At 36.6% G+C, this 24,959-nt stretch carries 23 protein-coding genes and 1 pseudogene; 8 read left to right on the forward strand and 16 right to left on the reverse strand.

The window, feature by feature from the left end:
• Positions 1-45: 45 nt before the first annotated feature.
• The 3 genes from M2306_RS06610 to M2306_RS06620 form a co-directional block, all read right to left on the reverse strand.
• Complete coding sequence (locus M2306_RS06610; RefSeq protein ID WP_259190122.1) at positions 46-3,198, reverse strand: efflux RND transporter permease subunit; 3,153 nt, start codon at positions 3,196-3,198, stop codon at positions 46-48.
• A 14-nt stretch (positions 3,199-3,212) separates the two neighbouring features.
• Positions 3,213-4,325 (reverse strand): efflux RND transporter periplasmic adaptor subunit, encoded by a 1,113-nt coding sequence (locus M2306_RS06615; RefSeq protein WP_259190120.1) that lies wholly within the window; start codon positions 4,323-4,325, stop codon positions 3,213-3,215.
• Between the two features lie 213 nt (positions 4,326-4,538).
• A complete protein-coding gene (locus M2306_RS06620; RefSeq protein WP_259190111.1) occupies positions 4,539-5,210 on the reverse strand; it encodes an FMN-dependent NADH-azoreductase in 672 nt (223 codons plus the stop codon).
• Positions 5,211-5,288: 78 nt separating this feature from the next.
• Between M2306_RS06620 and pdxR the strand changes: the two genes are divergently transcribed.
• The 3 genes from pdxR to M2306_RS06635 all read left to right on the forward strand — a co-directional run bounded on the left by pdxR (position 5,289) and on the right by M2306_RS06635 (position 7,762).
• Positions 5,289-6,752 (forward strand): MocR-like pyridoxine biosynthesis transcription factor PdxR, encoded by a 1,464-nt coding sequence (pdxR, locus tag M2306_RS06625; RefSeq protein WP_259190101.1) that lies wholly within the window; start codon positions 5,289-5,291, stop codon positions 6,750-6,752.
• An 85-nt stretch (positions 6,753-6,837) separates the two neighbouring features.
• Entirely contained in the window at positions 6,838-7,275 is a 438-nt protein-coding gene (locus M2306_RS06630) for a GNAT family N-acetyltransferase (RefSeq protein WP_259190097.1), read from the forward strand.
• A gap of 49 nt (positions 7,276-7,324) precedes the next feature.
• On the forward strand, positions 7,325-7,762 hold the full coding sequence (locus tag M2306_RS06635) for a carboxymuconolactone decarboxylase family protein (RefSeq protein ID WP_259190089.1): 438 nt from the start codon (positions 7,325-7,327) through the stop codon (positions 7,760-7,762).
• A gap of 220 nt (positions 7,763-7,982) precedes the next feature.
• Here M2306_RS06635 and M2306_RS06640 read toward each other — a convergent pair whose 3' ends face one another.
• Positions 7,983-8,369, reverse strand: coding sequence for a winged helix-turn-helix transcriptional regulator (locus M2306_RS06640; protein WP_259190087.1), 387 nt, complete (start codon positions 8,367-8,369; stop codon positions 7,983-7,985).
• A 71-nt stretch (positions 8,370-8,440) separates the two neighbouring features.
• Between M2306_RS06640 and M2306_RS06645 the strand changes: the two genes are divergently transcribed.
• Complete coding sequence (locus M2306_RS06645; RefSeq protein ID WP_259190075.1) at positions 8,441-9,610, forward strand: MFS transporter; 1,170 nt, start codon at positions 8,441-8,443, stop codon at positions 9,608-9,610.
• 298 nt (positions 9,611-9,908) lie between these two features.
• Here M2306_RS06645 and M2306_RS06650 read toward each other — a convergent pair whose 3' ends face one another.
• The 4 genes and pseudogenes from M2306_RS06650 to M2306_RS06665 all read right to left on the reverse strand — a co-directional run bounded on the left by M2306_RS06650 (position 9,909) and on the right by M2306_RS06665 (position 13,577).
• Positions 9,909-10,316, reverse strand: a complete 408-nt coding sequence (locus M2306_RS06650; protein WP_259190073.1) for a VOC family protein — start codon at positions 10,314-10,316, stop codon at positions 9,909-9,911.
• Between the two features lie 89 nt (positions 10,317-10,405).
• Positions 10,406-10,954: an NADPH-dependent FMN reductase gene (locus tag M2306_RS06655; RefSeq protein WP_259190071.1), complete on the reverse strand. Its 549-nt coding sequence runs from the start codon at positions 10,952-10,954 to the stop codon at positions 10,406-10,408.
• A 101-nt stretch (positions 10,955-11,055) separates the two neighbouring features.
• On the reverse strand, positions 11,056-11,841 hold the full coding sequence (locus tag M2306_RS06660; RefSeq protein ID WP_259190063.1) for an alpha/beta fold hydrolase: 786 nt from the start codon (positions 11,839-11,841) through the stop codon (positions 11,056-11,058).
• A 323-nt stretch (positions 11,842-12,164) separates the two neighbouring features.
• Positions 12,165-13,577 (reverse strand): annotated as a pseudogene (locus M2306_RS06665) (aminotransferase-like domain-containing protein).
• 137 nt (positions 13,578-13,714) lie between these two features.
• Between M2306_RS06665 and serC the strand changes: the two are divergent.
• The 3 genes from serC to M2306_RS06680 all read left to right on the forward strand — a co-directional run bounded on the left by serC (position 13,715) and on the right by M2306_RS06680 (position 16,010).
• The gene (gene serC, locus M2306_RS06670; protein WP_259190061.1) at positions 13,715-14,800 is read left to right on the forward strand and encodes a 3-phosphoserine/phosphohydroxythreonine transaminase; all 1,086 of its coding nucleotides are present in this window, start codon (positions 13,715-13,717) and stop codon (positions 14,798-14,800) included.
• Positions 14,801-15,352 carry a GNAT family N-acetyltransferase gene (locus M2306_RS06675; protein ID WP_259190059.1) on the forward strand — a complete coding sequence of 184 codons (552 nt, stop codon included), beginning with the start codon at positions 14,801-14,803 and terminating at the stop codon, positions 15,350-15,352.
• Between the two features lie 178 nt (positions 15,353-15,530).
• On the forward strand, positions 15,531-16,010 hold the full coding sequence (locus M2306_RS06680) for a GNAT family N-acetyltransferase (protein WP_259190058.1): 480 nt from the start codon (positions 15,531-15,533) through the stop codon (positions 16,008-16,010).
• Positions 16,011-16,058: 48 nt separating this feature from the next.
• Here M2306_RS06680 and M2306_RS06685 read toward each other — a convergent pair whose 3' ends face one another.
• The 5 genes from M2306_RS06685 to M2306_RS06705 all read right to left on the reverse strand — a co-directional run bounded on the left by M2306_RS06685 (position 16,059) and on the right by M2306_RS06705 (position 20,380).
• A complete protein-coding gene (locus M2306_RS06685) occupies positions 16,059-17,033 on the reverse strand; it encodes a ribonucleotide-diphosphate reductase subunit beta (RefSeq protein WP_259190057.1) in 975 nt (324 codons plus the stop codon).
• A gap of 48 nt (positions 17,034-17,081) precedes the next feature.
• Positions 17,082-17,957, reverse strand: coding sequence for a DMT family transporter (locus tag M2306_RS06690; protein ID WP_259190056.1), 876 nt, complete (start codon positions 17,955-17,957; stop codon positions 17,082-17,084).
• A gap of 156 nt (positions 17,958-18,113) precedes the next feature.
• A complete protein-coding gene (locus M2306_RS06695; protein WP_259190055.1) occupies positions 18,114-18,668 on the reverse strand; it encodes a cysteine hydrolase family protein in 555 nt (184 codons plus the stop codon).
• A gap of 257 nt (positions 18,669-18,925) precedes the next feature.
• Positions 18,926-19,960, reverse strand: a complete 1,035-nt coding sequence (locus M2306_RS06700; protein WP_259190050.1) for a S66 family peptidase — start codon at positions 19,958-19,960, stop codon at positions 18,926-18,928.
• Positions 19,961-20,380 (reverse strand): MarR family winged helix-turn-helix transcriptional regulator, encoded by a 420-nt coding sequence (locus M2306_RS06705; protein WP_259190049.1) that lies wholly within the window; start codon positions 20,378-20,380, stop codon positions 19,961-19,963.
• Positions 20,381-20,494: 114 nt separating this feature from the next.
• On the opposite strand from M2306_RS06705, the gene M2306_RS06710 reads away from it, so the two are divergent.
• Positions 20,495-22,753, forward strand: a complete 2,259-nt coding sequence (locus tag M2306_RS06710; protein WP_259190048.1) for an ATP-binding cassette domain-containing protein — start codon at positions 20,495-20,497, stop codon at positions 22,751-22,753.
• 101 nt (positions 22,754-22,854) lie between these two features.
• On the opposite strand, the gene M2306_RS06715 is transcribed toward M2306_RS06710, so the two are convergent.
• Genes M2306_RS06715 through M2306_RS06725 form a run of 3 tightly spaced genes read right to left on the reverse strand, consistent with a single transcriptional unit; the run spans position 22,855 to position 24,741 of the window.
• Complete coding sequence (locus tag M2306_RS06715; protein WP_259190047.1) at positions 22,855-23,838, reverse strand: aldo/keto reductase; 984 nt, start codon at positions 23,836-23,838, stop codon at positions 22,855-22,857.
• Between the two features lie 4 nt (positions 23,839-23,842).
• Positions 23,843-24,130: a putative quinol monooxygenase gene (locus M2306_RS06720; protein ID WP_115090173.1), complete on the reverse strand. Its 288-nt coding sequence runs from the start codon at positions 24,128-24,130 to the stop codon at positions 23,843-23,845.
• Entirely contained in the window at positions 24,127-24,741 is a 615-nt protein-coding gene (locus M2306_RS06725) for an NAD(P)H-dependent oxidoreductase (protein WP_259190046.1), read from the reverse strand. The genes M2306_RS06720 and M2306_RS06725 overlap by 4 nt, the downstream gene beginning before the upstream one ends.
• Positions 24,742-24,959 lie beyond the last annotated feature (218 nt).

Consider the following 24,959-nt stretch of genomic DNA (forward strand, 5'->3'; position numbering starts at 1 on the left):
TTCTACTGAAGTTACATTGAAATAACCGCAGCAGAATTAGTATAATTATTGTATTGAATCCGCTGATGCATCTGCTATAAATGCTGGCTTTCCTCCTATTTTTTCTTGTAGCGATTGGAACACAATAAACAAAGCAGGGATAACCAGTACTCCTATAATCGTACCAATCAACATTCCTCCTACCGCTGCTGTACCAATGGATTTATTACTCAAAGCTCCAGCCCCCGTTGCAAGCATCAAAGGAATTAATCCGAAGATAAAAGCAAAAGAAGTCATTAAAATAGGACGCAATCTGAGTTTAGCCGCTTCAATAGCTGCTTTTTGTAAAGAAAGCCCTTGTAGCCTTTGTTGGAGTGCAAATTCAATAATTAAAATAGCGTTCTTCGCCAATAGTCCAATGAGCATAATCAAACTAATTTGCAAGAAGATATTGTTGTCAATCCCAAATAATTGCGCAAAGATAAAAGCACCAGCTAACCCTATCGGTAAAGAAAAGAGCACAGCCAAGGGTAAAATATAACTCTTGAATTGGACACTTAGTAAGAAATAAACAAAGACAATCGACAACACAAAAATAAGCATCGTTTGACTTCCACTTTTGCTTTCTTCCCTTGAAAGACCTGAATATTCAAATCCATATCCCTTAGGCAAGGTTTTAGCGGCTACTTCTTCAATTGCTTTAATTGCATCACCCGAACTATAACCTGCATGAGGTGCTCCACTTACCATGGCTGAATTAAAAAGATTGAAACGAGTTAAAAACTCAGGACTGTATACTTTCTTTAAGTCTATAAAAGTTGTGATTGGAGCCATAACCCCTTCAGCATTTTTTACATATAAGCTATTAATTGCTTCTTTATTTTCTCGAAAATTAGGAGCAGCCTGAATCATGACTTTGTATTGCTTACCAAAGCGATTAAAATTGGTAACATAGACACCTCCTAAATAACTTTGCAAGGTGTTTAATACTTCCGTAACGCTTATTCCAGCTTCTTTTGCTTTTACTACATTTACAGTTACTTCATATTGTGGAAAATTAGTATTGAATGAAGTGGTTGCAAACATAACCTCTGGGCGTTTATTTAATTCATTTACAAAATGAGTCATAACCTCTTCAAATTTTTTATAATCCCCTCCTGTCTTATCCTGCATTTGCAATTCAAAACCGGAGTTGTTACCAAAACCTTGTAGGGTTGGTGCAGCAAAAAACACAATCGTAGCTCCTTTTATATGCGCTGTTTTTTTAAATAATTCTTGAACGATACTTTCCGAATCATCTCCTTTGGATTTTCTTTCATTCCAATGTTTCAATTTTACATATTGCACCGCATAAGAACTTCCTTTTCCGCTAAAAAAATCACTTCCTACCCAACGAGCATTCATGTTGAGTTGGGGTATCGTAGCCGTAATACTATCGATCTGGTCTGCAATTCGAATAGATTCTTGTAAGGACGTCGTAGAAGGCATTATAACATTTCCATAAATAAACCCACTATCTTCATTGGGTACAAATCCTGTAGGCGTTGTTTTAGTAAGATATGCAAATATTCCAGCAAAGAGGAATACAGTACCTATCGCTATCCATAAACGTTTCGTCAAGAAATTTAAAACACTGACATAGCGCATGGTCATTCGATCAAAACTACTGTTGAAGGCCGATTTAAAACGAGGAACAAAACCTTGTTTCTGTTGCTGAGTACCTGATTCTGGTTTCAATAGAATGGCACATAAAGCAGGACTTAACGTCAAGGCATTCACGGCTGAAATTAAAATAGCCACAGCAAGTGTAATACCAAACTCTTTATAAAAGACACCTACAGATCCTTGAATAAATGTAACAGGCACAAATACGGCAGCCATGACCAATGTAATGGAGATAATCGCGGTCGTTAATTCATTCATTGCACTAATCGTTGCTTTTTTAGCTGTTTCAGCTCCTTCATAGAGCTTTGCATGTACTGCTTCGACCACAATGATGGCATCATCGACCACAATACCAATGGAAAGAATGAGGGCGAACAATGTCAATAAGTTAATCGTAAAGCCGAATAGGTTCAAAAAGAAAAACGTTCCTATGATGGCTACAGGTACGGCTATTGCCGGAATTAGCGTTGAACGCCAATCTTGTAAGAATACCAATACCACAATAAAAACAAGGACAAAAGCTTCAATCAGCGTATAAATCAACTTGTCAATAGAAGCAAGTAAGAAGTCATTTGAATTGGTATAGACAATTGATTTTACTCCTACAGGAAAATCTTTTTCTGCTTCTCTTAGTACTTCTTCACACGCTTTTATAATATCATAGGCATTTGAACCTGCTGTTTGATTTACTGCGACGTAGGTTCCTGGATAACCGAATGCGGTTTGGGCAGTTTCATAAGAAAATGCTCCTAGATCAATATCAGCAACGTCTTTTAAATATAGAACCTTTCCCTGACCATTCGCTCGTATCACAATATTGGCAAATTCATTCGGTGTTTCTAGTCTACCCGTATACTTCAAGGTATATTGAAAACTTTGTTTGCTATTTTCTCCAACTTTACCTGGTGCTGCTTCAACATTCTGTTCTTGTAAGGCGTTACTAATATCTGTTGGAGTTAACCCATAAGCGGCCATTACATTTGGCTTTAGCCAAATACGCATACTATATTCACTACTTCCTACACTAGCTACGTCTCCTACTCCTCCAATGCGTTTTAATTGAGGATTAAGATTAATGCGCGTATAATTCTCCAAAAACATCTCATCATATTCTGGAACTTCGCTATATAACATGAAACTAAAAACCTCTGTGGCTAGTCTTTTCGTAGTTGTAACCCCGCGCTTCACTACCTCTTCTGGTAATTGACTCATCGCTTGATTCACTCTATTTTGCACATTGACTGCTGCCATATCGGGATCTGCGCCTTGATTAAAGGTAATGGTAATCTCAGCTGAACCATCATTACTTGCCTTTGAGTTCATATAGGCCATCTGCTCTACCCCGTTGATTTGTTCTTCTAACGGAATAATGACACTTTTCATGACTGCTTCCGCATTGGCTCCTTGGTAATTTGCTGTAACTTTTACCGTAGGTGGGGCAATATCAGGATATTGCGTCATGGGCAACGTTGTCAATCCTAATATCCCTAGTATAACGATGATAATAGAGATTACTGTAGATAATACAGGGTTCTCAATAAATTTCTTTAACATAACCAACCTCCTCCTTATAATTTTATTTGTACCCCATCCTTCAGGTTTGCAATATCCCCGCTAACAATTCGATCTCCCTTTTGAAGCCCTTTGGTTACAATATAGGATTGACTAGACGGCTCCTGATCACTAATTTGAATCTCCTTACTTTTAACGATACCCTCTTTTCCAACCACATAGACAAAGCGTTTTCCTTGTAAATCATAAGTTGATTTTTGAGGAATCAAAATAGCATGATCTAGCTGTTCGTAGACTCTTACCCTAGCGCTATTTCCACTTCTTAACATTCCTGCATCATTATCAAAAACAGCTCTAAAATTGATACTACCTGTTAGAGGATCTAATTGCCCACTTACGGTGTTTATCCTTCCTTTCTTACTATATTCTTGTCCATTGGCAAGTATTAATCCTACTTCTGGTACCTGAGCAAGGCGTTCTTTTATAGTTATATTAGCCTCTTGCTTCATAAAATCAAAAAACTTCTTTTCATTCATCGCCAAATAAGTATGAATATCAGAAATATCCGATATAATTGTTAAAGGCTCTAGGGCATTACTATGTACTAATGCTCCTTCTTTGTAAGGAATTAACCCAATTACCCCATCAAATGGCGCTACAATTTGAGTATAACCCACATTCGCTTTTGTATTACTTAAATTAGCCTGAGCCTCAACTAACTGAGCTTCTTTGCTTTTTAAATTATATTGTGTTGATTCTAATTCATAAGCGCTAATTATATTTTGCTCCACTAAAGGTTGGGCTTTAGCTACTTTCATCTTCGCCTCTTTTAATTCTGCCTCAGCACGAGTTAAATTAGCACGTGCCGAAGTATTTTCCTCTTGATATTGGGGAGCATACAAACGAAATAACACTTGACCTTTCTTAACCTCTTGCCCTTCATCAACTAAGATAGAAGCAATAAAGCCCTCTATTTTTGGTCTTATTTCCACCTCTTTTTTACCTTCTAGTACTACGGGATAATCTTCATATACTGTAGTTTGTTCTTCTATGATAAGCATAGTGGGATAATCCGTTAACTCTTCCTTTGAAACCCCTTGAGGAATATCTTGACAGGAGAGCATAGAAATCCCTGTAAACAAGAATAACATTCTTTTTACTTGACTCATTTTTAAATACATTTAAATTGATATATAAAACAGAAGAAAGAAATAACCAGCATTTTCTTCTGTCGATTTAGTAGCACAAAACTAACGCAAGACCTTTATTGAATTGATTGATAAATTGCTGATAAAAGACCACAAATTGCAGTTTTACATGTGAAGCATGTCAAACTGCAATTCGTCCTATACTTTATTGATGCATTCAAGTCTTACTCCCTACTACGAGTTAAAAAGAAACTTGGTTTCGATGAACTCCACAACCCTTTGATGAGCCATTTCCACATTAGTATTATACACAACAGGATCATTTGCTTCTCCATCAATTGTTACAACTGTAATATCCTGAATTCCAATTACATTAAAAACGCGTTTTAAATAATTGGTTTGAAAGTCAATATTTTCATTATACCCACCCAATTCATATCCTTGAGAACCTCTTGTCAACAGCAATAAAACTTGCTTCCCTTCCAGTAAACCAATATAGGGATCTTGTCTATTTTCAGTATTTAATTTCCACGTTTCATTCACGCGTACTACTTGATCTATATAAGCTTTCAAACTACTCGGAATAGACCAATTATACATTGGGGTAGCTAATACGATAACATCCGCTTGTTTTAATTCTTCAATATACATATCGCTTATTGCTAATGCGTTTACCTCTTCTTCCGTTCGTTGTTCTTTAGGTTTAAACGCGGCGCTAATCCAAGCTTCATTGATATGAGGTACAGATTCTATGCCCAATTCTCTATACGCTATGGGAGAATCGAAGCATAAAATTTCCCAATGATTAACAAAGGTTTCTGCCAGTTTTCTACTTTGTGAACGTGTTGTTCTGGCGCTAGCATTTAAAACTAATACACGTGTTTGTTTATGAGGCTCTGAATACATAATTATTTTATTTTTAGCAAAAATAAGGGCTTATTGGGGTATATTTACATACCAATTAATATAAAACATACAGCCCAGATGTTACCCTATAAAACGCTAATTCAAGTAGACCGAAATGCTGCTATTCCGCTTTACATTCAAATATGTAATGCTTTTATTTCTTTGATTACAAATGCCACTTTGCAACCAGCAGAACCTCTTCCAAGTACACGTCATTTAGCAGAATTAATTGGAGTAAACAGAAATACGATTAAACTTGCTTACGAAGAGCTTATCAGTCAAGGTTGGACAGAATCTATACCACGAAAAGGAGTCTACGTTTTATCGAGTTTACCGATTTTAAAACAAGAAAAAGAAGAAAATGAAATCAGTAAAACGGATAAAGAAGAACCTTTCTATTGGAATAAGTCACTGAGTCAACGTGCACTTAGCAAGAACTTTCAAAAAGCGAACTTGGCTCTAGATGATGGTTTTCCCGATGTCAGATTAGCTCCTATAGACGAGTTAATGAGAGAGTATAGAAGTATTTCAAGAAAGTTTTATGGGCGTAGTTTTTTAAAGTATGGAGATGCTAAAGGATCAATCAATTTAAGACAGGCTATCGCTCATTCACTATCCACAACGCGCGGTTTAAATGCTCCAGTAGATGATTTACTCATTACTAAAGGCAGCCAAATGGGAATTTATCTAGCTGCTCAGTTACTTCTTGAACCTGGAGATATGATAGCGGTTGGTGTTTCAAATTACACTACTGCAGATGAAATTTTCAGACAAAGAGGAGCAAAACTCTTGCGAATTCCTGTGGATCAATATGGTATGGATGCAGATATACTAGAACAACAACTAAAAAAGACCAAGATAAAAGCACTCTACATTATACCTCATCATCACAGTCCAACAACTGTTACACTGAGTATGGAACGTAGGCTAAAGTTTTTAAAACTGGCCAAAACATATCGATTTGCTATTATAGAAGATGACTACGACTTTGATTTCCATTATACAAACAAACCTTTTTTACCCCTTGCAAGTATTGATCACAATCAGAACGTCATTTATCTAGGCTCTGTTACGAAGACATTTGCTCCTGCGTTGCGTATTGGTTTTATGACTGGGCCATCTAACTTTATTCATGCGGCTACAGCACTAAGAGAACTGATAGACAGACAAGGAGACACCGCATTGGAAGAGGCTTTTGCTTTATTATTTGAACAAGGTGAAATGAATCGTTATTACAGAAAAGCCCTTAAGATCTACAAACAACGTCGAGATACATTTTGTGAACTATTAGCTCAAAATTTCTCCAACGAAATAACGTTCAAAATCCCAGAAGGTGGATTAGCAGTATGGGCTATCTTTAATCCAGCTATTGATTTGGTTCAACTTTCAGAGCAAGCACTACAGCATGGGTTATATATGGACAATGGACTATTCTATAAAAATGAACATTTTACGACCAACGGAATTCGCATGGGATTCGCTTCCCTTGATGAAAAAGAGATGATAACGGCTATTGCGATTTTGAAGAAAATTATGCCTTAATATTTTTTCTGGGCTGTATAGTATTGATAAACTGGGATAGATAATTCCTAATCCACTGACTTAATTTTGCTTAAAAATAAGAAATATGGAACATACAGTTGAAATCAAATCTATTGAATCAAACCTAGAAGTTGAGAAATGCCTAGAAGTTGCTTTAGTATTAAGGCCTCATTTAAAAAAAGAATCTTGGCTAAGTACCATTCAAGAAATGATCGCTACTGAAAAGTACGCTATTAAAGGAATCTACGATAACGAAAAAGTAGTTTCTTTTATTGGTTATCGCATCATGACAACACTGCATAGTGGAAAGATGATTTACATTGATGATTTATGTACTTTAGAACAATATAGAGCCAAAGGGCTGGCTGGAAAGCTTCTTTCTCATGTAAAAGAAATAGCACTAACCCTGGAGCTAGATGCCGTTACTTTAGATACTGAATTCACAAATCATACGGCTCAAAAATTATACTTTAAAAATGATTTTAGATTCTCAGCAGTTCACTTACATTCCTTCTTAAAGTAATTGACTGTCAGATTATTTTCGTAAATTTCCTTACATAAAAAAAAACAAAATGAAAAAACGTATTGATTTATCTACTGTCGTATCGAGTGCTTATAAAAGAGTTATTGCATTGGATAGTTTTGTTCAGAATTCTGGGCTAAATAAAGCACATATTGAGCTAATAAAGATAAGAGCATCCCAAGTAAATGGTTGTGCTTACTGCTTAAATTTGCATACTCGAGATGCAATTAGCCAAGGAGAAAGTATGCAGCGAATTTTTCTGCTAAATGCTTGGAGAGAGACGGAACTTTTTACAGAAGAGGAACGTGTTATCTTAGCTATGACAGAAGAAATAACTTTAATTAGTCATGCGGGATTATCAGATCAAACCTATGAAATGGCAACTAAAGTGTTTAATGAAGAATATATTGGATTGATCATTATGGCTATCATTACAATTAACGCTTGGAATAGAATAGCGATAAGTACAAATAAACCCTTGGATTAATTCCTTTATATCAAACCAGCTATTTACTTGTAAAACAGGGATAGCAGTATAACTATAATTACATCAGCATGAACAAGTTAAAAGAACACATGCTATGTTTTAATACAATGAGCTCAGTATCTTACTGAGCTCATTTTTGCTTTTAACGACTTGTGTGTCTGCGTTTATCTTCGTCTATCTATACCTTACAAGTATTGTGTGTAGCACCTATTCTACTTGATTAACCCTTGTCCTTTAATTCTTTATGCTTAGCTCCCCATGTTTCCAATGATCTCCAAATCGGAATTAAATCTTTCGAAACATCCGATAATTCATAATCTACTCGAGGTGGAACTTCAGGATATACGGTTCTAATAATTAATCCATCTTGTTCAAGTTCTCTTAGCTTTAGCGTCAGCATTCGCTCTGTGATCTCTCCTATTTTATCTCGCAATTCACTATAACGCATTGTTCCCTTCTCCAAACTACACAAGATGATTAATTTCCAACGTCCTTCGAGTAAATGGATGGAATACGCTAAATCACATTCTATTATATATTTTTGATTCAAACTATTGGTTGAATTTTCCTTTCTTTTTCCCATAACATACAAAATTGTTCGTACCATACATTTAAATGCACAGCGTGCAAAAATAGAGCTTTCAAAGTAGTTTTGCTCCCAACTTTTATATAAACAAAATGAAAAAATACGCCATCATCGGAGCCATTGGGCTTCTAGCTATTATAACAACCGAATTTGGGATTGTCGGAATCCTACCACAAATTGCCACACATTATGCTATTACCATTGATCAAGCAGGTGTTCTACTTAGTGGATTTGCTTTAATTATTGCTTTAGCAGGGCCTGTACTAACTTTATTTACCGCTGGTTTTAATAAAAAGACGCTCATGTTAACGTCAATCTTTATCTTTTTGCTTACAGCTGTGGTCTCTGCCTTTGCTCCTCCTTTTTGGTTGCTTCTTGTTGTGCGGTTATTACCTGCTTTTTTACAACCTGTATTTATTGCAACGGCTTTATCCGTTTCGATTTCGCAAGCCCAAAAAGAAGATTACAATAAATTAATGAGTATTGTATTTAGCGGTATCACCTTAGCCATGATTACGACCATTCCCCTAGCTACCTATATGGCTAGTATCTTTACCTGGACCTACTCTTTTATGATTCAAGCCATAGTCAGTATTATTGCATTACTTCTGATTGTATTTGGCATGCCTTCATTACCCGTACAAACAAAGCAAACAAGAGGCAGTCAGATTAGTATACTCAAAAAACCGACCTTCATCCTAAGTGCTCTCATGAATTTCTTTATGATTTCGGCGTGGTTTTCCACGTATAGCTATTTTACGGCTTACCTCAATCAGGCCAAGAATATGGATGATACGATGGTTAGTTATATGCTTCTCTTATTCGGATTAGTGGGGTTGTTTTCCAATTTTATTGCAGGTAAACTCTTGAGTAGAAGCGTGACAAAAACGACATTGCTATTTTTAACAGGCACACTTATTGTTCCTTTTCTCTTATATTTTTCCGATACCAACTTTTGGCTAACGGTATTCGTTTTAATCCTTTGGGCCTTTGCTTATTCACCAAGCTTTTTAAATGCCTCCACCTATATGATTTCAACTGCCCCAGATTCACTAGAATTTGTCAATAGCCTAGCCACTTCTTTTGGAAATTTAGGCGTGGCGATGGGAACAACTTGTGGTGGTTTAGTCATCGCTTATTTTGGTGTTGAACATACAATTTGGCTCACCGTACTCTTTGGTTTTTTGGCTATGGTGATGATCTATATCCGCCAAAAAATAGAACAGAAAACCAATAGCTGTATTGCTCCGTGCCTTCAATAAACACGAAGAGCACCCCTAGAACAGGCTTACTTATCGTGAGGAACAAATTAAACCTTTTGAAGCCGCTCCACGCAAGGTAAGTATCTGGAAAGCTACTTTCGTACAAACGAAATAAAATATGGATTGTATAGCAATAATGTGATTAACCACCTATTTCCCTACGGTTTGTCCTTAGTGCAAACGAAAGTATTCTTTTACTTTTACTTTTGTTTTAGTCGTATAACTATCATTTTAAAAGCCTTGAAATAATCAATACATACTCGTATATTTTCAAGGTTTTTTACTTTGCGTTCTCTTTTCAAAGATGAATGGAATCATTCTCTCCTTTTTTATAAGTACTTAGTTCAATTAGATTTCCATCGGGATCTCGAAAATAAATAGATTGAATTTTACCCAAAGCTCCTGTTCTCTCGACAATTCCTTCGATAATTTCAATCTTTTTTAGTTCTAATTCTGCTGCTATATCTTCCATTTTATCTGCTACAATAAAACACAAATCCAAAGCTGCTACTGTTGGATAAAGTGCTTTAGGCTCAAATTCTTTCCCTTTTTGATGTAAGTTTATCTTCTGGTTCCCAAATTTCAGTGCTTTTCTGTTTTCTCCAAAAACGATTAGTTCCATACCCATGATCTCAGTATAAAACGCTACGGTTCTATCTATATCCAAAACAGTCATAACAAAATGATCTAAATGCTTTACTTTCATAACTTCTCTAATTTAATTAAACGGTTAGGGTAATGTAGAGTGGTACATCAAATTACAGTGACAATACCCGCTTTTGATGGAAGTTTAGATTAGCTTACTATCTCATCCTCTTTTCTATCGATATAAGTAATAACGTTACGGATAAATTGATCCAATATCTGTTTGGTACTTTCTTCAATTTCACCCGTTTCTTTATTTATTTTTCCCTTTGCTCCAACAATAAGCAAACTCGTCTCTGTCGTAAATTTAGCATCAAGCGTTCGCGTAATTAACTCCAATTCTTCATGTCCTTTTACGCCATTTGCTGCAGCTGTAATTAAACCTATCGGTTTATTGGTAAAAACAGTAGTTGAAACACACCATTCAAATGCGTTTTTCAATCCGCTGGGAATACTAAAAATATACTCGGGAGTTAAAATTAGAATTCCATCCGCCTCCTGAATTAACGTTCTAAATTCCAGGATGGCTTTGGGTGTATGTTCACTCGATAATTCAGGTACAAAATGAGGCAACTGTGTAAGTTCATCATAAAAAGTAACCTTAAAACGAGTTGCTATTTTCTCTTTTATATAGGTTGCAAATACATGATTGGCAGACGTATGACCTGCACTCCCCTTAATAATGACAATATGTTTCATTGGTATTTTACTTTATGCTTTTAATCATTCTAATATAAGATTATCCCCCTAATTCTCCCTCCTACATCTTGGAGATTTTAGGCTACTATTCACGGCACTCATTACGTAGATCTAACACGAGTTAAAAAATGAAGCATTCCTTCTACAAAGAGATTATTTGGAACATTAAACGCATCATGCCCAATAAATGGAACAATAAAAAGACTTGAATTAGTTATCTGTTGTGCTAATTTCAACGCACTTTCCGGAAGTAAAGCAGTGTCTTTTTCACCACACACAATTAAAACAGGACATTTTAGTTGTTTAGCAAGATCAAGAGGGAGATTTTCATTACTTCCATCACGCCACATCGCCACAACTAATTGAGCAACAAGCGTAAAATTCTGATCTGGATTCACGTCTTGATACAGGTTGTAGAACGCAGGAAAAAGAGCCTGACATTGAGCTGGGGTTAAATGATCTGTACCTTGTGTATCTTGATAACACCAGGTTCCTCCAATACTGATTAACCAATCCATTTTAATTTTTTGGCTATTTCCTAGATGATATCCCACAGTCCCCCCATCGCTAAAACCAATAAAACCCGCATGCTCAATTCCGAGTTTGACTAAGATACGTTCCACATCGTCCATTAATAAGGGATACGTAAGACGATCTATAGTTCCCAAGGAAGAACGTCCTTGTCCTCTAAAATCAATACCAATCAATTGATAATGCAGCGACAAATAGGGCGTAAAAGTATTAAAGTCACTAACTGTTGCAAGGCCTCCTGGCAAAAGGACAATACAAGGAGCGCCTTTTTTACCAATAACTTCGTAATATAGTTCTGCTTGGTGGAGGCCTAAAACGACCTCCCCTCCGTTAGATGTAAAGGTACTTTGAATCATAATAATAGTATATTGAATTAAAAAAGACTTAGTAAACTAAGTCTTTTTCGCATCACAAGTATAAATTTATTTAATTAAATACTCATCGATAAAATGAGTACCTGCATTCGCTTGGTTAAATTTTTCTGTATTGTAAGCCTGAGATTTATTTCTAGGAATAGAAAACGATTACTTCAATTGCATTTTCTATTAGCATTGCTAGAACAATCTTCACTATCCTTGCCTATTACAAATATAAAAGGCTTCTTCATTATCCAAATAGGACAAACAGCATGTAAACTACACCAAATTGCAGTTTTGTAAGATTGCTACACCTGAAGTTTTTACATCATTTTAGCTAAACGTCCCAATTCTTTTAACTTTGCTTCCAACTGATTGGTCCAAGGCAAACCAATACACAAGCGCATGCAATTGTGATATTGATCCTGAAGCGTAAAAATTCAACCAGGAGAAATACTGATTTTCTTTTTTATCGCCAGATTATACAACTCATTTGTATTAATATCTTTTGGAAACTCTACCCATAACGCGAGGCCTCCTTGTGGTCGACTTACTTTCGTTCCTTCTGGAAAATATTGCACAATACAATCTACATATCTTTGGTAATTTTCCTGTAGTTTCCTTCTTAACTGACGAAGATGGTATTCATATTTACCCGTTAATAGAAAATTCCCTACTGCCTCATTGATTAAAGCTGTAGAAGATACCGACTGAACAAGTTTTAATTTTAAGATTTTATCTTTGTATTTACCTGGTGCAACCCATCCCACTCGAAAGCCTGGAGCCAAGGTCTTTGATACTGAACCACACCACAGTACATTTCCTTCTGTATCGAATGATTTACATGATTTAGGTCTTTCTAAATCAAAATGCAAATCACCATACGTATCATCTTCAATTAAGGGTATATTGTTTTGAGCTAATAGCGCAACAATTTCTTGTTTGTTTTCATCTGGCATACAATACCCTAAAGGCGTATTAAAATTGGGAACTAACAGACAAACATCAATTTGAGGGAGCAATTGTTTTAACCCTTCAATATCAATGCCTGTTATCGGATGAGTTGCCACTTCTAAGGCCTTTAACCCCAAACTAACAGCTAGCTGAAGAATACCAGGATAACATGGACTTTCTAAAGCGATAGTATCGCCAGGTTTTGTAAGAGCCATTAAACATAGAACCAAGGCATTCATACAACCGTTTGTCGTAATAATATCATCTTCCACTAGATTACCGCCCCAAGCTAAAGAACGAGCAGCCACCATTCTGCGCAATTTTTCATTGCCCTGCAAAGGTTCATATTCTGTACCTCCTTCTTCTAGCGCTCGAGTTGCTAAAACAATTTCATGCTTTAATTTTGCCAAAGGCAGAAGATCTCCAGACGGTACACCAATAGAAAACAGCGTTAAATCGCGGTTTCCCATAGTAGAATACACCCCATTCATTAACTCACTAGGAGCCGCATTATTAGCTATCGGCATGGGTTGACTGATTTCTGGTAAGGGTAGTTTTAAATAATTTAAAGCACTTACATAGTATCCTTTTTTAGGTTTTGATTCGATTAATGACTGTGCTTCCAATTCTAGAAAAACCCTTTTTGCTGTATTTATACTCACACCGTGTTCTTCACTCAACATCCGTACAGAAGGAAGGCGTTCTCCAGTTTTTAGTACTCCCTTTTTTATCTTATTGGCGATATTATCTGCTAATTCATTGTATAAAAAATCCTTTTTCATGTCTAATCTAGAATAAAATCAATGGTATTACAAGGAGGATATGCACTCCCAATCTGTGTCCAATTTAAAACTAAAACTGTGACTGTACTTATTTTATTTTCTGTTTTATCCTTGTATCATCTAATACTTATAGTAAAATGAAAATTCACAATTTTAGCGGTGGTCCCGCAGTTTTACCTGATTTTGTATACAACCAAGCAGCTGATGCTATTAAAAACTATCAAGGTACGGGGCTTTCTTTACTTGAAATTTCCCATCGATCTCCAACTTTTGCAGCCATTTTAGAAGAAACGGAAGAACGTTTACGCAGGTTGCTCTCTATTCCTTCCAACTACGCTGTTTTATTTTTAGCTGGTGGTGCCAGTCAGCACTTTGCTCAAATACCGATGAATTTTTTAACGAATAAGACCGAAGCTGCCTACTTAGATAGTGGCGTTTGGGCCTCTCATGCAATTAATGAAGCCAAAAACTATGGAAACGTACAGGTTGTAGCAACGGGTAAAATGCAAGACTATACTGCAATTCCTGTAGATTATATCATTCCTGATGCTAGTGCTTATTTTCATTATACGTCAAACAATACCATCTATGGAACTGCTTTATACGAGGTTCCTAAAACTAATGTTCCTCTAATTTGTGATCGCTCTTCTGATATATTAAGTGCAAAAATAGAGATCTCTTCCTTTGATATGGTATACGCAAGTGTACAGAAAAATGCTGGTGCAGCAGGGGTTTCCATTGTTGTCATCAAAGAAGACTTATTAGCATGTGTCAATCCTCATATTCCAAATGTATTTAATTACAACGTGTTAGCAACACATAAATCGCTTTACAATACGCCTCCTGTTTTTGCTATCTATTCTACTCTTCTCAATTTACAATGGCTGGAATCGCAAGGTGGTGTTGAAGAAATAGAAAAATTAAATCAGATTAAGAGTGATTTGCTTTATCAAGAGATAGAGCGAAACAGTCTTTTTACAGGTAGAGTATGCAATATCAGTCAACGCAGTAAAATGAATGTAACCTTCTTGGCGAATCACCCCGAACATGAGCAAGAATTTCTAGATTTCGCTGCTCAACGTCAGGTGATTGGAATTAAACAATATGCAAATTATGGTGGGTTCAGAGCCTCGCTTTATAATGCATTAGATTTAGAAAGTGTAAAAGCCCTAATTTCCGTTATGCAAGAATTTGAAGTCTTTAAACATATAACTACTAAATAGATGAATTGTATTACACTCGATTTTCATGCGTTTCAAGTCATTTATAAACAACATCTACTAGCGGATTTTCCTCCAGCAGAAGTTAAACCGCTATCGCTTCTAGAGGTCGCCTTTAAAAATAATCAATATGCTGCTTATGCGCTAGTTGAAAATCAACAAATTAAAGCCTATGCTTCTTTTTGCTGGCAAAATAAAGATGTTGTATTGTTGGATTATTTTGCCGTAACCCAAGAAGCTGGACGAGGTAAGGGCATTGGATCTTTATTCATTCAAAAATTGATTTCCTTATTGTCAGCAAAAGTAATAATTCTAGAATGTGAAATTCCAGAAGAAGCAACGGATTCAGAAGAAAAAGAAATACGTCAAAAAAGAATTGCTTTTTACGAAAGAAATGGAGCAATCCTGACTACTGAAAAAATACAAGTTTTTGGTGTCAATTTTCAGTTATTATACCTTCCTATTCAACCTAGTTTTACTACCTTTAATCTCGCAACGGAATCAATTGCTATTTATCAGCATACAATACCAGAACGAGAGGTACAATTACTTTAGAAGCTGAGGGATTAATTACTGCTTTTTCAATTGCATGAAGTCAAGCAGGAATTAGTTGTAATGGAGTTGCCGCTTACTTTTATGACCTTGTTTTTGTACCTAAAAATTAGCTTACAAAAGCTATGGAAGTACTACAGAAACTGAGTTACGCTAAACTTAAAAACAAATACATGCACTTATGGTCACGTTACAACCCTATATATCCGAATATTATGATGATTTAACTACATATTGCTTAGACGAAGAGCAAACGCAATTTTCTATGGTTCCACAGCAAATCTTAAATAACCCAGAGGTTCTGGCTAAAGTTGAACGCACACAATACTGCATTTTATATCATGCTAAACCCGTAGGTTTCTTTTCGTTGGATACCTCAACTGATCGTTTGGTTTATACCTCAAATCAACATGCTATTTTACTACGCGCACTCAGTCTTAATCCTCAATATCAAGGAAAGGGCATTGCCAAACAAGCCATGCTATTATTACCTGATTTTGTGAAAACCCATTATCCATCGATTGATGAAATTGTTTTTGGTGTCAATTTTGAGAATGAACAAGCCTATCAATTGTATCTTAAAACACACTACCGAGATACGCAAAAGGTTTATCAAGGTGTCAAAGGACCTCAACGTGTCATGTCGCAAAAAATAAAATAAAAAAAGAGTGTTGCATGAACAACACTCTTTTTACATTTGAGCAGGCTACTAAAACAAATCTTCTGAAGTAAAACTCTTGTCGTGTTTGGTATAATCCACGGGGCGTTTGGCAAAAAAATCATCTAAAGTATTCGCAAATACCTCTTCCTCAAACCACTTCATTGGGGCATATTCTTCTGCTGTCACATGATATACTTTATCCAAACCAATTTTAAGCATACTTTCATCTACTCTAAACTTCATAAAGTTTAATAAATCTTCTTTTTTAATGGTTTCAATAACTTTCGCATCGAAAATCCAATCTAATATTTTACTTTCAATATCTATAGAATGATGAACCACTTCGTGTATATGATCAATTAATTCTTGGTCAAAGAAATCGGGGAATTCTTTGCGCACAATATTGATGATATAAATCCCTGCATTCGCATGTACTTGTTCATCTACTGAAGTCCAAGCAATAATGTTACTGATGTTTTTCATCAATCCTTTAAAACGAGTAAAAGATAAGATGATAGCAAATTGACTAAACAAGGATACATTTTCTATTAATAATGAAAATAGAATCAAAGAAACCACATACTTTTTACGATCAGTATGATTAGCATTTTCCAGTACTTTACTCAAATACTCAATGCGTTCTTTAATTACTGGAATTTCTAAAAGGGCATCAAATTCATCATTATATCCCAATACGTCCAATAATCTTGAATACGCTTCAGAATGTCTAAATTCGCACTCCGCAAACGTTGTGCCTAAGCCATTGAACTCTGGTTTTGGAAAATGTAGATACAGATTTCCCCAAAAAATTTTGATGGCCACTTCAATTTGAGCAATAGCTAGCAAGCTATTTTTAATGGCTAATTTTTCATCTGTGGTCAAATGCGAATGAAAATCTTGTGTATCTGCTGTAAAATCAACTTCACTTTGTACCCAAAACGATTTATTAATAGCATCTGTAAATTGATAAACCCCAGGATATTCAAAAGGTTTATAACTCACCCTTTTATCAAAAATAGACATAGTATATAGTTTTAAAATTATGTAGTAAACAAAAAAAGAAGGTGTAGGTTATTTAGCAAATTTCTTGGTTCCTGCTACACAAAGAATAACAAAGAAGGTTACGATAATCATTCCGATACTCACTTCTTCTTTTAGGAGTAAACCTGCTAGGGCTAACCCAAATAAAGGCTGTAGCAATTGCAATTGACCGATCGTAGCAATTCCACCTTGTGCCAATCCTTTATACCAAAAAATAAAACCGATAAACATGCTAAATAAAGATACATAAGCTAGACTCACCCAAGCGCTAGTACTAATACCTTCGAGTGTGGAAGGCCAATACACCACAGACAATAGCAACATGAGTGGCAAAGAAAGTACTAAAGCCCAAGAAATAACTTGCCATCCACCTAGTGATTTAGATAATTTAGCGCCTTCTGCATAGCCTAATCCACATAGTAGAATGGCAGCAATCATCAATAGATCTCCAATTGGCGAAGCCGTTAAACCTTGAGCTACCGCATAACCAATAACTAAGTGGCTTCCAAGAATAGAAAAGAGCCAAAAAATAGGTTTTGGACGCTCCCCTCCTCTTATAATTCCAAATACAGCAGTCGCTACAGGCAAGATTCCCAAAAAGACAATAGAATGGGCAGAAGTAATGTATTGCAAAGCCAAAGCCGTTAGCAAAGGAAAACCAACCACCACACCTAACGAAACGATAAGCAAAGATCCTATTTGGCTTTTACTTGGTTTTTTTTCTTTAAAAATAAATAAGGTTACTACGGCCAAAATACCAGCAATCGTAGCGCGAACTACCGTTAAAAACACCAGATCTAGTTCTAAAACGGCAATCCTTGTAGCTGGCAATGAGCCACTAAACAGGATTACCCCGATTAAGCCATTAATCCAGCCTTGTGTCATATTCTCTTGTATTTTTGTCATACTTTTTTATTTGCAACAAAACTAAGCCGAACAAAAAAATAGATATAGACACAGGTTTTCAGAATTTAATGGACACAGGCTATTTGCCTATAAAAAGCTCCAAAAAAAAGAAGAGAAAAAAAAGCATCCTTGTACCTAAAGATGCTTTTTTTTAATTTATTGATTATTGGAAGTTAAATATACCTCAGCAGGTAGAACATTTGCATAAGCAAACCCCAAGGCAGATAGAAAAGCCGTATGCACATCCGAGGCCTTTACTGTTTTTCCTTGCAGTTCCAGATCTCTTGATGCACAAGCATCCGAAATAACCGTACAGTCAAAACCAAAATCCTTTGCTGCGCGCGTGGTTGCATCAATACACATATGAGTCATCATCCCCATAATCACTAAAGATGTAATTCCGTTTTCTTGTAAATATTCCAACAACTCCGTCTCTTTAAAGCTATTTGGATAATGCTTTGCAATGACCTTTTCCGAGGCTAAAGGTTTCACATTATCGTGTATTTCAACACCGGGTGTATTGGGCTTAAAGAATGGAAGTCCCTCTCCAACTGCAAAATGTTGAATATGGATAATGGGTAAATGCTCTTTTCTAAAATGGTGGAGTACTTTCTGTGCTTGTAAGCTTGCTGCTGTAGATCCTACTAATTCCCATGCTCCTTGCTCAAAATAGTCATTTTGAATATCGACGATTAACAATGCTTTTTTCATTTTATTGCGATTTTAAATTGAATGAATACACGTACCAACTATTTTGCGGTCTAATTGAAAAAACCGATTAGTGGACTAATCGGTTTTCTATATACAAGAACAAAAGTTCAAATTTCTCTGCTTGTACTTTCTTTTTAATCAAGAAAATAAACGAATAGATGGATGAACTAAGATACAAAAAATCTAAGTTCTATTTGATTCAATTGCCCAAAAGAACAATCCAACAAGCGGAAAAAGATTTATTCAATTTCCTTTTCTTACTGCACGCCCGACTCTAAAATAGCAAAGCGTTTTGCTTCCATATCCATTTCAGCCAATCGTCCATACGGCAAGGTAAACGTCGGGCAAGTATGACCGAAGTCCATCTGCATAATTACAGGTAAATCCGTCAATCCCTCTTCATCCAATACTTGTAAAATCGCTTGTTTATATTCCGCCGCATGCAGATTATCATACGGGCGTCCAATAATCAAGCCGTTTATTACGTCTAATATTCCCATGGCTGCATACCCGCGTAACCAATGTCTGATATAAAACGGTTCTGGTTTTTCTTCTGAGGTTTCCAAAAATAGAATAGTCCCTTTCCATACCTCCAATTCCGGCCATAATACCGTCCCTTTTATCATTTCCAGGACTTCCATGCAACCGCCAATCAGAGGCCCTTGTACCTTCCCTTTGCCCCTTGCGAAATCCCATCCTTCACTCGGAGTAAGTGCTCTTTTTATAGGCTGTAAAGAAGGATCAAACCAATCTAAAAACTCCGTGGTCCACCCTGTATTGGGTTGTATTTCTCCTCTCGGAGCTGTATCAAAAAAGGTGCGTTTGATATCTTCGATTTGATAGGAATGCATACCTCCATTTTCTGCAAAACCAACTAAAACCGAAGTTCCATAAAAAGAACCTAATCCAGCTTTTAAACACATAAAGTGCGTGACAGTTGTATCAGAAAACCCCAGAAATATCTTCGGGTTTTGGCGAATAACATCAAAATCAATATACTTCAAGAGACGAATACTTTCCTCTCCTCCAATAGTAGAAAAAATAGCTTTAATTGCTGGATTTTTAAACGCTTCCATTAAATCATTCGCTCTCGCTTCCGGATGCTCATAAATCCATTGCGCTGGTTGTAACGCATGTGCTGTTTCAACAACCTTCAATCCAAATTGTTCTTCGATTTGTTTTTTACCAGCTTGATAGCGGATAGGTAAATCACCTGCTCCACCCCAAGACAAGGAAATCGTGGCTACGGTATCTCCTTTTTGTAGGCGCTGTGGTTGTATTAATGTTTTCATTTATGTTGTTGATTGTACTATTTTGGCTAAAAGTGTTTGAAACACTTCTATTTCTTCTTTGGTTAATACTTCATGTGCTTTTTGAGTAAAACTCGCTCTAAAACTCTCGGAATGTGTAACAACGTCTTTGCCTTTTTTTGTCAGACTCATATAAAACGTTCGACGATCTGCTGTAGATTGGGTTTGTTGAATAAAATCATGCTCCAATAAAAACTTGATCTGTCGAGAAATTGCAGGTGCACTGATTTGAAAATCCTGGGCAATTTGTTTACCCGTACTAGCATCATTGTGATACAAGTACTCCAGAATAGTATAATGCGTAGCTGTAATACCATTTACACTACTTTTACTTGCATTGGCTAACACCGAACATTGAAGTTCCGTGAAAAGATTGTAAAACGCTTTCTCTTTGCTTTTCATTCCTCGTTTCCTTCCTTACTAATTAACAAAGTTAAATATTAATTTGAGACTACCATTTGTTTTTCTATCCAAAACAATGATTAACTTTGTTAAGTATTAACTAGGTTATATACTATGAAACACATTCGAATCACAAACGCAAGACAAAATAACCTCAAGAACCTATCCTTGACGATACCCAAAAACAAAATCACTGTTTTTACGGGTGTTTCTGGATCAGGTAAATCTTCTTTGGTATTTAAAACGATTGGAGCCGAGGCTCAGCGTCAATTCAATGAGACACAAGACAGTTTTACGCGCAATCGATTACAGCATTTGGGAATTCCCGATGTGGATAAAATAGAAAACTTAAATGTGCCCCTTTTAATCAACCAAAAGAAACTTGGAGGTAATGCCCGATCGACCGTAGGAACAGCAACAGATATTTACGCTTCTCTTCGTTTGTTATATGCTCGAATGGGAACGCCCTTTGTTGGTTATTCCAATGCTTTTTCTTTTAATAATCCGCTGGGGATGTGTACTACTTGTGAAGGACTGGGATTTACGCAAACAATTAATATCGACGCCCTACTAGACAAAAGTAAATCCTTGCATCAAGGAGCTATCTTATTTCCTACGTTTCAACCTGGAGGATGGAGATTAACCCGTTATACGTTATCGGGTTATTTTGATCCAGATAAGAAATTGGCCGATTACACGCCTGAAGAATGGGAGATGCTGTTGTATGCTCCAGCACACAAACCCTTAAATCCCAGTAAAGAATGGGGAAAAACAGTCCAATACGAAGGACTTATTCCTCGAATTGAACAAACGTTTTTAAAGAAGAATTCCAAAGAAAACAGCAGACGCAAAAAAGATTTACATCTTGTAACAACTACCGTAACCTGCCCGAGTTGTAACGGACAACGATTAAACGAAACCATTTTATCTTGTACGATAAATCAATTGAATATTGCCGATGCTACTGCCCTATCCATCGACGAATTACTGGATTTTATCCAATCGCTTCCATCTGATACATTTGAAGTTATTTTAGACGATTTAAAAGAAAAGCTTCAAAACTTACTTGCTATTGGATTGCCGTATTTAACGCTGGATCGACGAACAGAAACCCTATCAGGTGGGGAAAGTCAGCGAATTAAGATGGTGCGAAATCTAGGCAACAGCCTCACTGATTTGCTTTATATTTTTGATGAACCCAGTATCGGATTACATCCCAAAGACTTACACAATATTGCAAACATCATCAAGCAAATCCGCGATAAAGGCAATACGGTTCTAGTAGTAGAACACGATCCTGATTTAATTAAAATAGCGGATTGGGTTATTGATATGGGGCCTAAATCCGGTAAAGCTGGCGGAACCATCTGCTATGCGGGACCTTTTGATGCGTTGTCAACCTCTACAGGAGCAACAGGACGCTATTTTGCTACGCCCCCTACAAGCAATACAACACCAAGAAAAGCCACAGCGTATTTACCACTTGGTCCGACTACGTTGCACAATTTAAAAAACATAAGTGTAGCAATACCGCAAGATATACTAACAGTTGTTACAGGAGTCGCTGGTTCAGGGAAGAGTACCCTCATCAACCAGGTGCTTCCTCAATATTACCCCGCAGTTACCGTTATTGATCAATCGCCATTTACAGCGAATGTGCGATCCAATATGCTGACCTTTTTAGGTTTATCAGATGACCTAAGAAAGCGATTTGCAAAAGCCAATGCCGTTTCGGATAAATACTTCAGCCGCAATAGTGAAGGTGCTTGTGACAATTGTAAAGGATTGGGCACCGAGAAAATCGATTTGGCTTTTTTAGATGATATCGAACAACCTTGTGAAGTTTGTGGAGGATCTGGATTTAAGCCCGCGGTTTTACACTATACCTACCACAACAAGACCATTGTAGACCTTATGAATATGACCGTTGAAGAAGCTCTTGTTTTCTTTAAGGACGCTCCTAGTTACACATCCGTCTTTTCTATTCTCCTTCAATTGGGACTAGGTTATTTACCCCTTGGGCAACGCCTGGATTCTTTTTCTGGTGGGGAAAGACAACGCCTGAAATTAGCGAAAGAATTAAAACAAACCAATCAAATCATTGTGTTAGATGAACCTAGCACAGGACTTCATCCAAATGATACACAAAGACTCCTGGATTACATCCATATGCTTGTAGACAAAGGGAATACTGTTCTTGTGATTGAACACAACTTAGATGTTATTGCCCAAGCAGATTGGATTATTGACCTCGGTCCTGGTGCTGGAAAAAATGGAGGGACTCTTGTCTTTACAGGTACCGTAACGGATCTAATACAAGATACTACTTCTGTTACCGGTCAGTACCTAAAAGAACATCTCGCTCGAATGTAAGCAGCAAGCAATATCGTGTATTGCGTATACCCAATAAAGCAAACAAAAAGCGCGAACTGTGATTCGCGCTTTTTGTTTGGTATTACACTCTTTTACTGCGATTAGATTTTCGCTAATTCCGTATGAATGAATTGCAAATCTGCATCTGTCAAGTTAATATTTATCGCTTGAGCATTGGCGATGGCTTGTTCTGCATTACGAGAACCTGCTAATACCACTGAAATAGCGGGTTGCAAAGTGGTCCAACGCAATACCAACTGAGAAAGTGTAGCTCCTTTATCTTGTGCCAATGGCGTAATCGCTTGTAGAAACGCTTCTACTTTCGCTAAATCAAACTGTTGAAAATACCCCTTTCTGTGGTCATTGTCTTTTAGTTTTCCATCGTTAAAGTATTTTCCTGTTAATAATCCTCTTTCCATTGGACTATAAACAATAATACCCAAGTTGTGATCCAAGGCATAAGGAACTACATCTTGTTCTATTCCTCTATTTAACATGCTATATCCCACTTGATTACTCGCAATATTCAACGTTTGACGGGCTTCTTTTACTTGATCTACGCTGTAATTACTCACCCCTGCAGCGCGTATTTTTCCTTGTTGAAGTAGCAGTTCCATTGATTCCATGGTTTCTGCAATAGGCGTCGTTTGATCTGGCCAGTGAATTTGCAACAAGTCGATATAATCCGTTTGCAAGCGTTTTAAACTCTCTTCTACTTCTTTGATTACATTGGCTTTAGAAGCATATTTATATATCGGAATTTGCTTTCCTCCTTCTCCAGCATCAAAGAAGAATTCTCCTTTGCCGTTATTGCTTCCGTCCCATACTAAACCAAATTTGCTAAGCAATTGAATTTTACTTCGGTCATACCCTTTGATGGCTTGACCAATCATTTCCTCACTTAATCCAAACCCATAGAAAGGTGCTGTATCTAACGTGGTTACCCCGTGATCAATGGATGCTTTAACGGAGGCTATAGAATCTTTTTGTTCATTACCGCCCCACATCGTTCCTCCAATTGCAAATGCACCATAGGTGATTGCGGATAATTCTAAATCTGTACTTCCTAATTTTCTGTATTCCATGATATTATATTTTTTTTGTGATAAATAATTGTGGTTGTTCTTGTAATTGAGTTCCAATTAAGGCGCCAAATTCTTGGATGTAAGCTTGTTGATTGTGCTGGTCTAATCCTTGTTGATCACGCCAAATTTCATAAAAAACAAACGTACACGCATCGGATTGGTCTTGATGTAAATCGTATTGCAAACAAGCCGCTTCTTGACGACTTTGTTCGACCATCTGAAGCAATACAGCCAAAACTTCCGCTCGATATTCAGGTTTGGCTTTAATAATAGCAGTTATACTAATGTTCATGATACTCCTATAAAGTTAGTGAATTGTTTTTTTAAGTGTGCAACATAGTCCTGATGATACGCTTGTAATCTCGCTGCTGTGCAATTTTTTTCTAAATCGTGAAAGTGAAATCCTTCCAACTTAGTTAAACCAATAAATTGATTCATTTTGTGGAAGCCAAACAAAACCCCCTCGTCTTCCGAATGTTCATCAAAAAACTCCCCTGCTAATGTAAAGGCTGTTTGAGGCGCATTCCATGAACTCGTCACCATATAGTGTTTCCCCTGCATTAATCCCCCAGTACCATAGTTGATGTCTGGATTTTTTCTACTTCTTCCATCATTGGCGTAAATACCGTTGTTATGTCCTGCCGTAAATACTTCATCAATGTACTTTTTTAACCCATTCGGCACTTGGAACCACCAGATAGGTGTATGGTAAATGATGACATCCGCCCATTTGTAATTTTCAGCTTCTTCTGCTGGCGTATAAGGATTATTTATATTGGTGATGCGTACTTCATGACCTAATTCACGAAGCGTATCTGCTGTCCAATTGGTTACGGTATTATTGAATAAACCTCCGGAATGTGCAAACGTCTGCCCTCCATTAATAATAAATATATTTTTCATAGGTATTATTTTAATTATTGATAAGGCAAAGTTCTATCATTTATATGTATTACAAAAATAACTTATATGATAACAAACTATTATAATTATAATAGTTAACAATCGATTCCATACCACCTAATACGCGTTCACCTCCAATAAAATAAGGCATTTTCACTTTTTCAGTCAACAATCACTCAAGGGCATAACTTCCCTCTTTTACAGCACTACCCTCGATT

Source organism: Myroides gitamensis (assembly GCF_029894455.1).
Lineage (GTDB): Bacteria > Bacteroidota > Bacteroidia > Flavobacteriales > Flavobacteriaceae > Flavobacterium > Flavobacterium odoratum.

Excerpts from the sequence above, each read along its gene's own strand:
- M2306_RS06610 (WP_259190122.1), bottom strand. The coding sequence starts at position 3,198 with ATGTTAAAGAAATTTATTGAGAACCCTGTATTATCTACAGTAATCTCT.
- M2306_RS06615 (WP_259190120.1), bottom strand. The coding sequence starts at position 4,325 with ATGAGTCAAGTAAAAAGAATGTTATTCTTGTTTACAGGGATTTCTATG.
- M2306_RS06620 (WP_259190111.1), bottom strand. The coding sequence starts at position 5,210 with ATGTATTCAGAGCCTCATAAACAAACACGTGTATTAGTTTTAAATGCT.
- pdxR (WP_259190101.1), top strand. The coding sequence starts at position 5,289 with ATGTTACCCTATAAAACGCTAATTCAAGTAGACCGAAATGCTGCTATT.
- M2306_RS06630 (WP_259190097.1), top strand. The coding sequence starts at position 6,838 with ATGGAACATACAGTTGAAATCAAATCTATTGAATCAAACCTAGAAGTT.
- M2306_RS06635 (WP_259190089.1), top strand. The coding sequence starts at position 7,325 with ATGAAAAAACGTATTGATTTATCTACTGTCGTATCGAGTGCTTATAAA.
- M2306_RS06640 (WP_259190087.1), bottom strand. The coding sequence starts at position 8,369 with ATGGTACGAACAATTTTGTATGTTATGGGAAAAAGAAAGGAAAATTCA.
- M2306_RS06645 (WP_259190075.1), top strand. The coding sequence starts at position 8,441 with ATGAAAAAATACGCCATCATCGGAGCCATTGGGCTTCTAGCTATTATA.
- M2306_RS06650 (WP_259190073.1), bottom strand. The coding sequence starts at position 10,316 with ATGAAAGTAAAGCATTTAGATCATTTTGTTATGACTGTTTTGGATATA.
- M2306_RS06655 (WP_259190071.1), bottom strand. The coding sequence starts at position 10,954 with ATGAAACATATTGTCATTATTAAGGGGAGTGCAGGTCATACGTCTGCC.
- M2306_RS06660 (WP_259190063.1), bottom strand. The coding sequence starts at position 11,841 with ATGATTCAAAGTACCTTTACATCTAACGGAGGGGAGGTCGTTTTAGGC.
- serC (WP_259190061.1), top strand. The coding sequence starts at position 13,715 with ATGAAAATTCACAATTTTAGCGGTGGTCCCGCAGTTTTACCTGATTTT.
- M2306_RS06675 (WP_259190059.1), top strand. The coding sequence starts at position 14,801 with ATGAATTGTATTACACTCGATTTTCATGCGTTTCAAGTCATTTATAAA.
- M2306_RS06680 (WP_259190058.1), top strand. The coding sequence starts at position 15,531 with ATGGTCACGTTACAACCCTATATATCCGAATATTATGATGATTTAACT.
- M2306_RS06685 (WP_259190057.1), bottom strand. The coding sequence starts at position 17,033 with ATGTCTATTTTTGATAAAAGGGTGAGTTATAAACCTTTTGAATATCCT.
- M2306_RS06690 (WP_259190056.1), bottom strand. The coding sequence starts at position 17,957 with ATGACAAAAATACAAGAGAATATGACACAAGGCTGGATTAATGGCTTA.
- M2306_RS06695 (WP_259190055.1), bottom strand. The coding sequence starts at position 18,668 with ATGAAAAAAGCATTGTTAATCGTCGATATTCAAAATGACTATTTTGAG.
- M2306_RS06700 (WP_259190050.1), bottom strand. The coding sequence starts at position 19,960 with ATGAAAACATTAATACAACCACAGCGCCTACAAAAAGGAGATACCGTA.
- M2306_RS06705 (WP_259190049.1), bottom strand. The coding sequence starts at position 20,380 with ATGAAAAGCAAAGAGAAAGCGTTTTACAATCTTTTCACGGAACTTCAA.
- M2306_RS06710 (WP_259190048.1), top strand. The coding sequence starts at position 20,495 with ATGAAACACATTCGAATCACAAACGCAAGACAAAATAACCTCAAGAAC.
- M2306_RS06715 (WP_259190047.1), bottom strand. The coding sequence starts at position 23,838 with ATGGAATACAGAAAATTAGGAAGTACAGATTTAGAATTATCCGCAATC.
- M2306_RS06720 (WP_115090173.1), bottom strand. The coding sequence starts at position 24,130 with ATGAACATTAGTATAACTGCTATTATTAAAGCCAAACCTGAATATCGA.
- M2306_RS06725 (WP_259190046.1), bottom strand. The coding sequence starts at position 24,741 with ATGAAAAATATATTTATTATTAATGGAGGGCAGACGTTTGCACATTCC.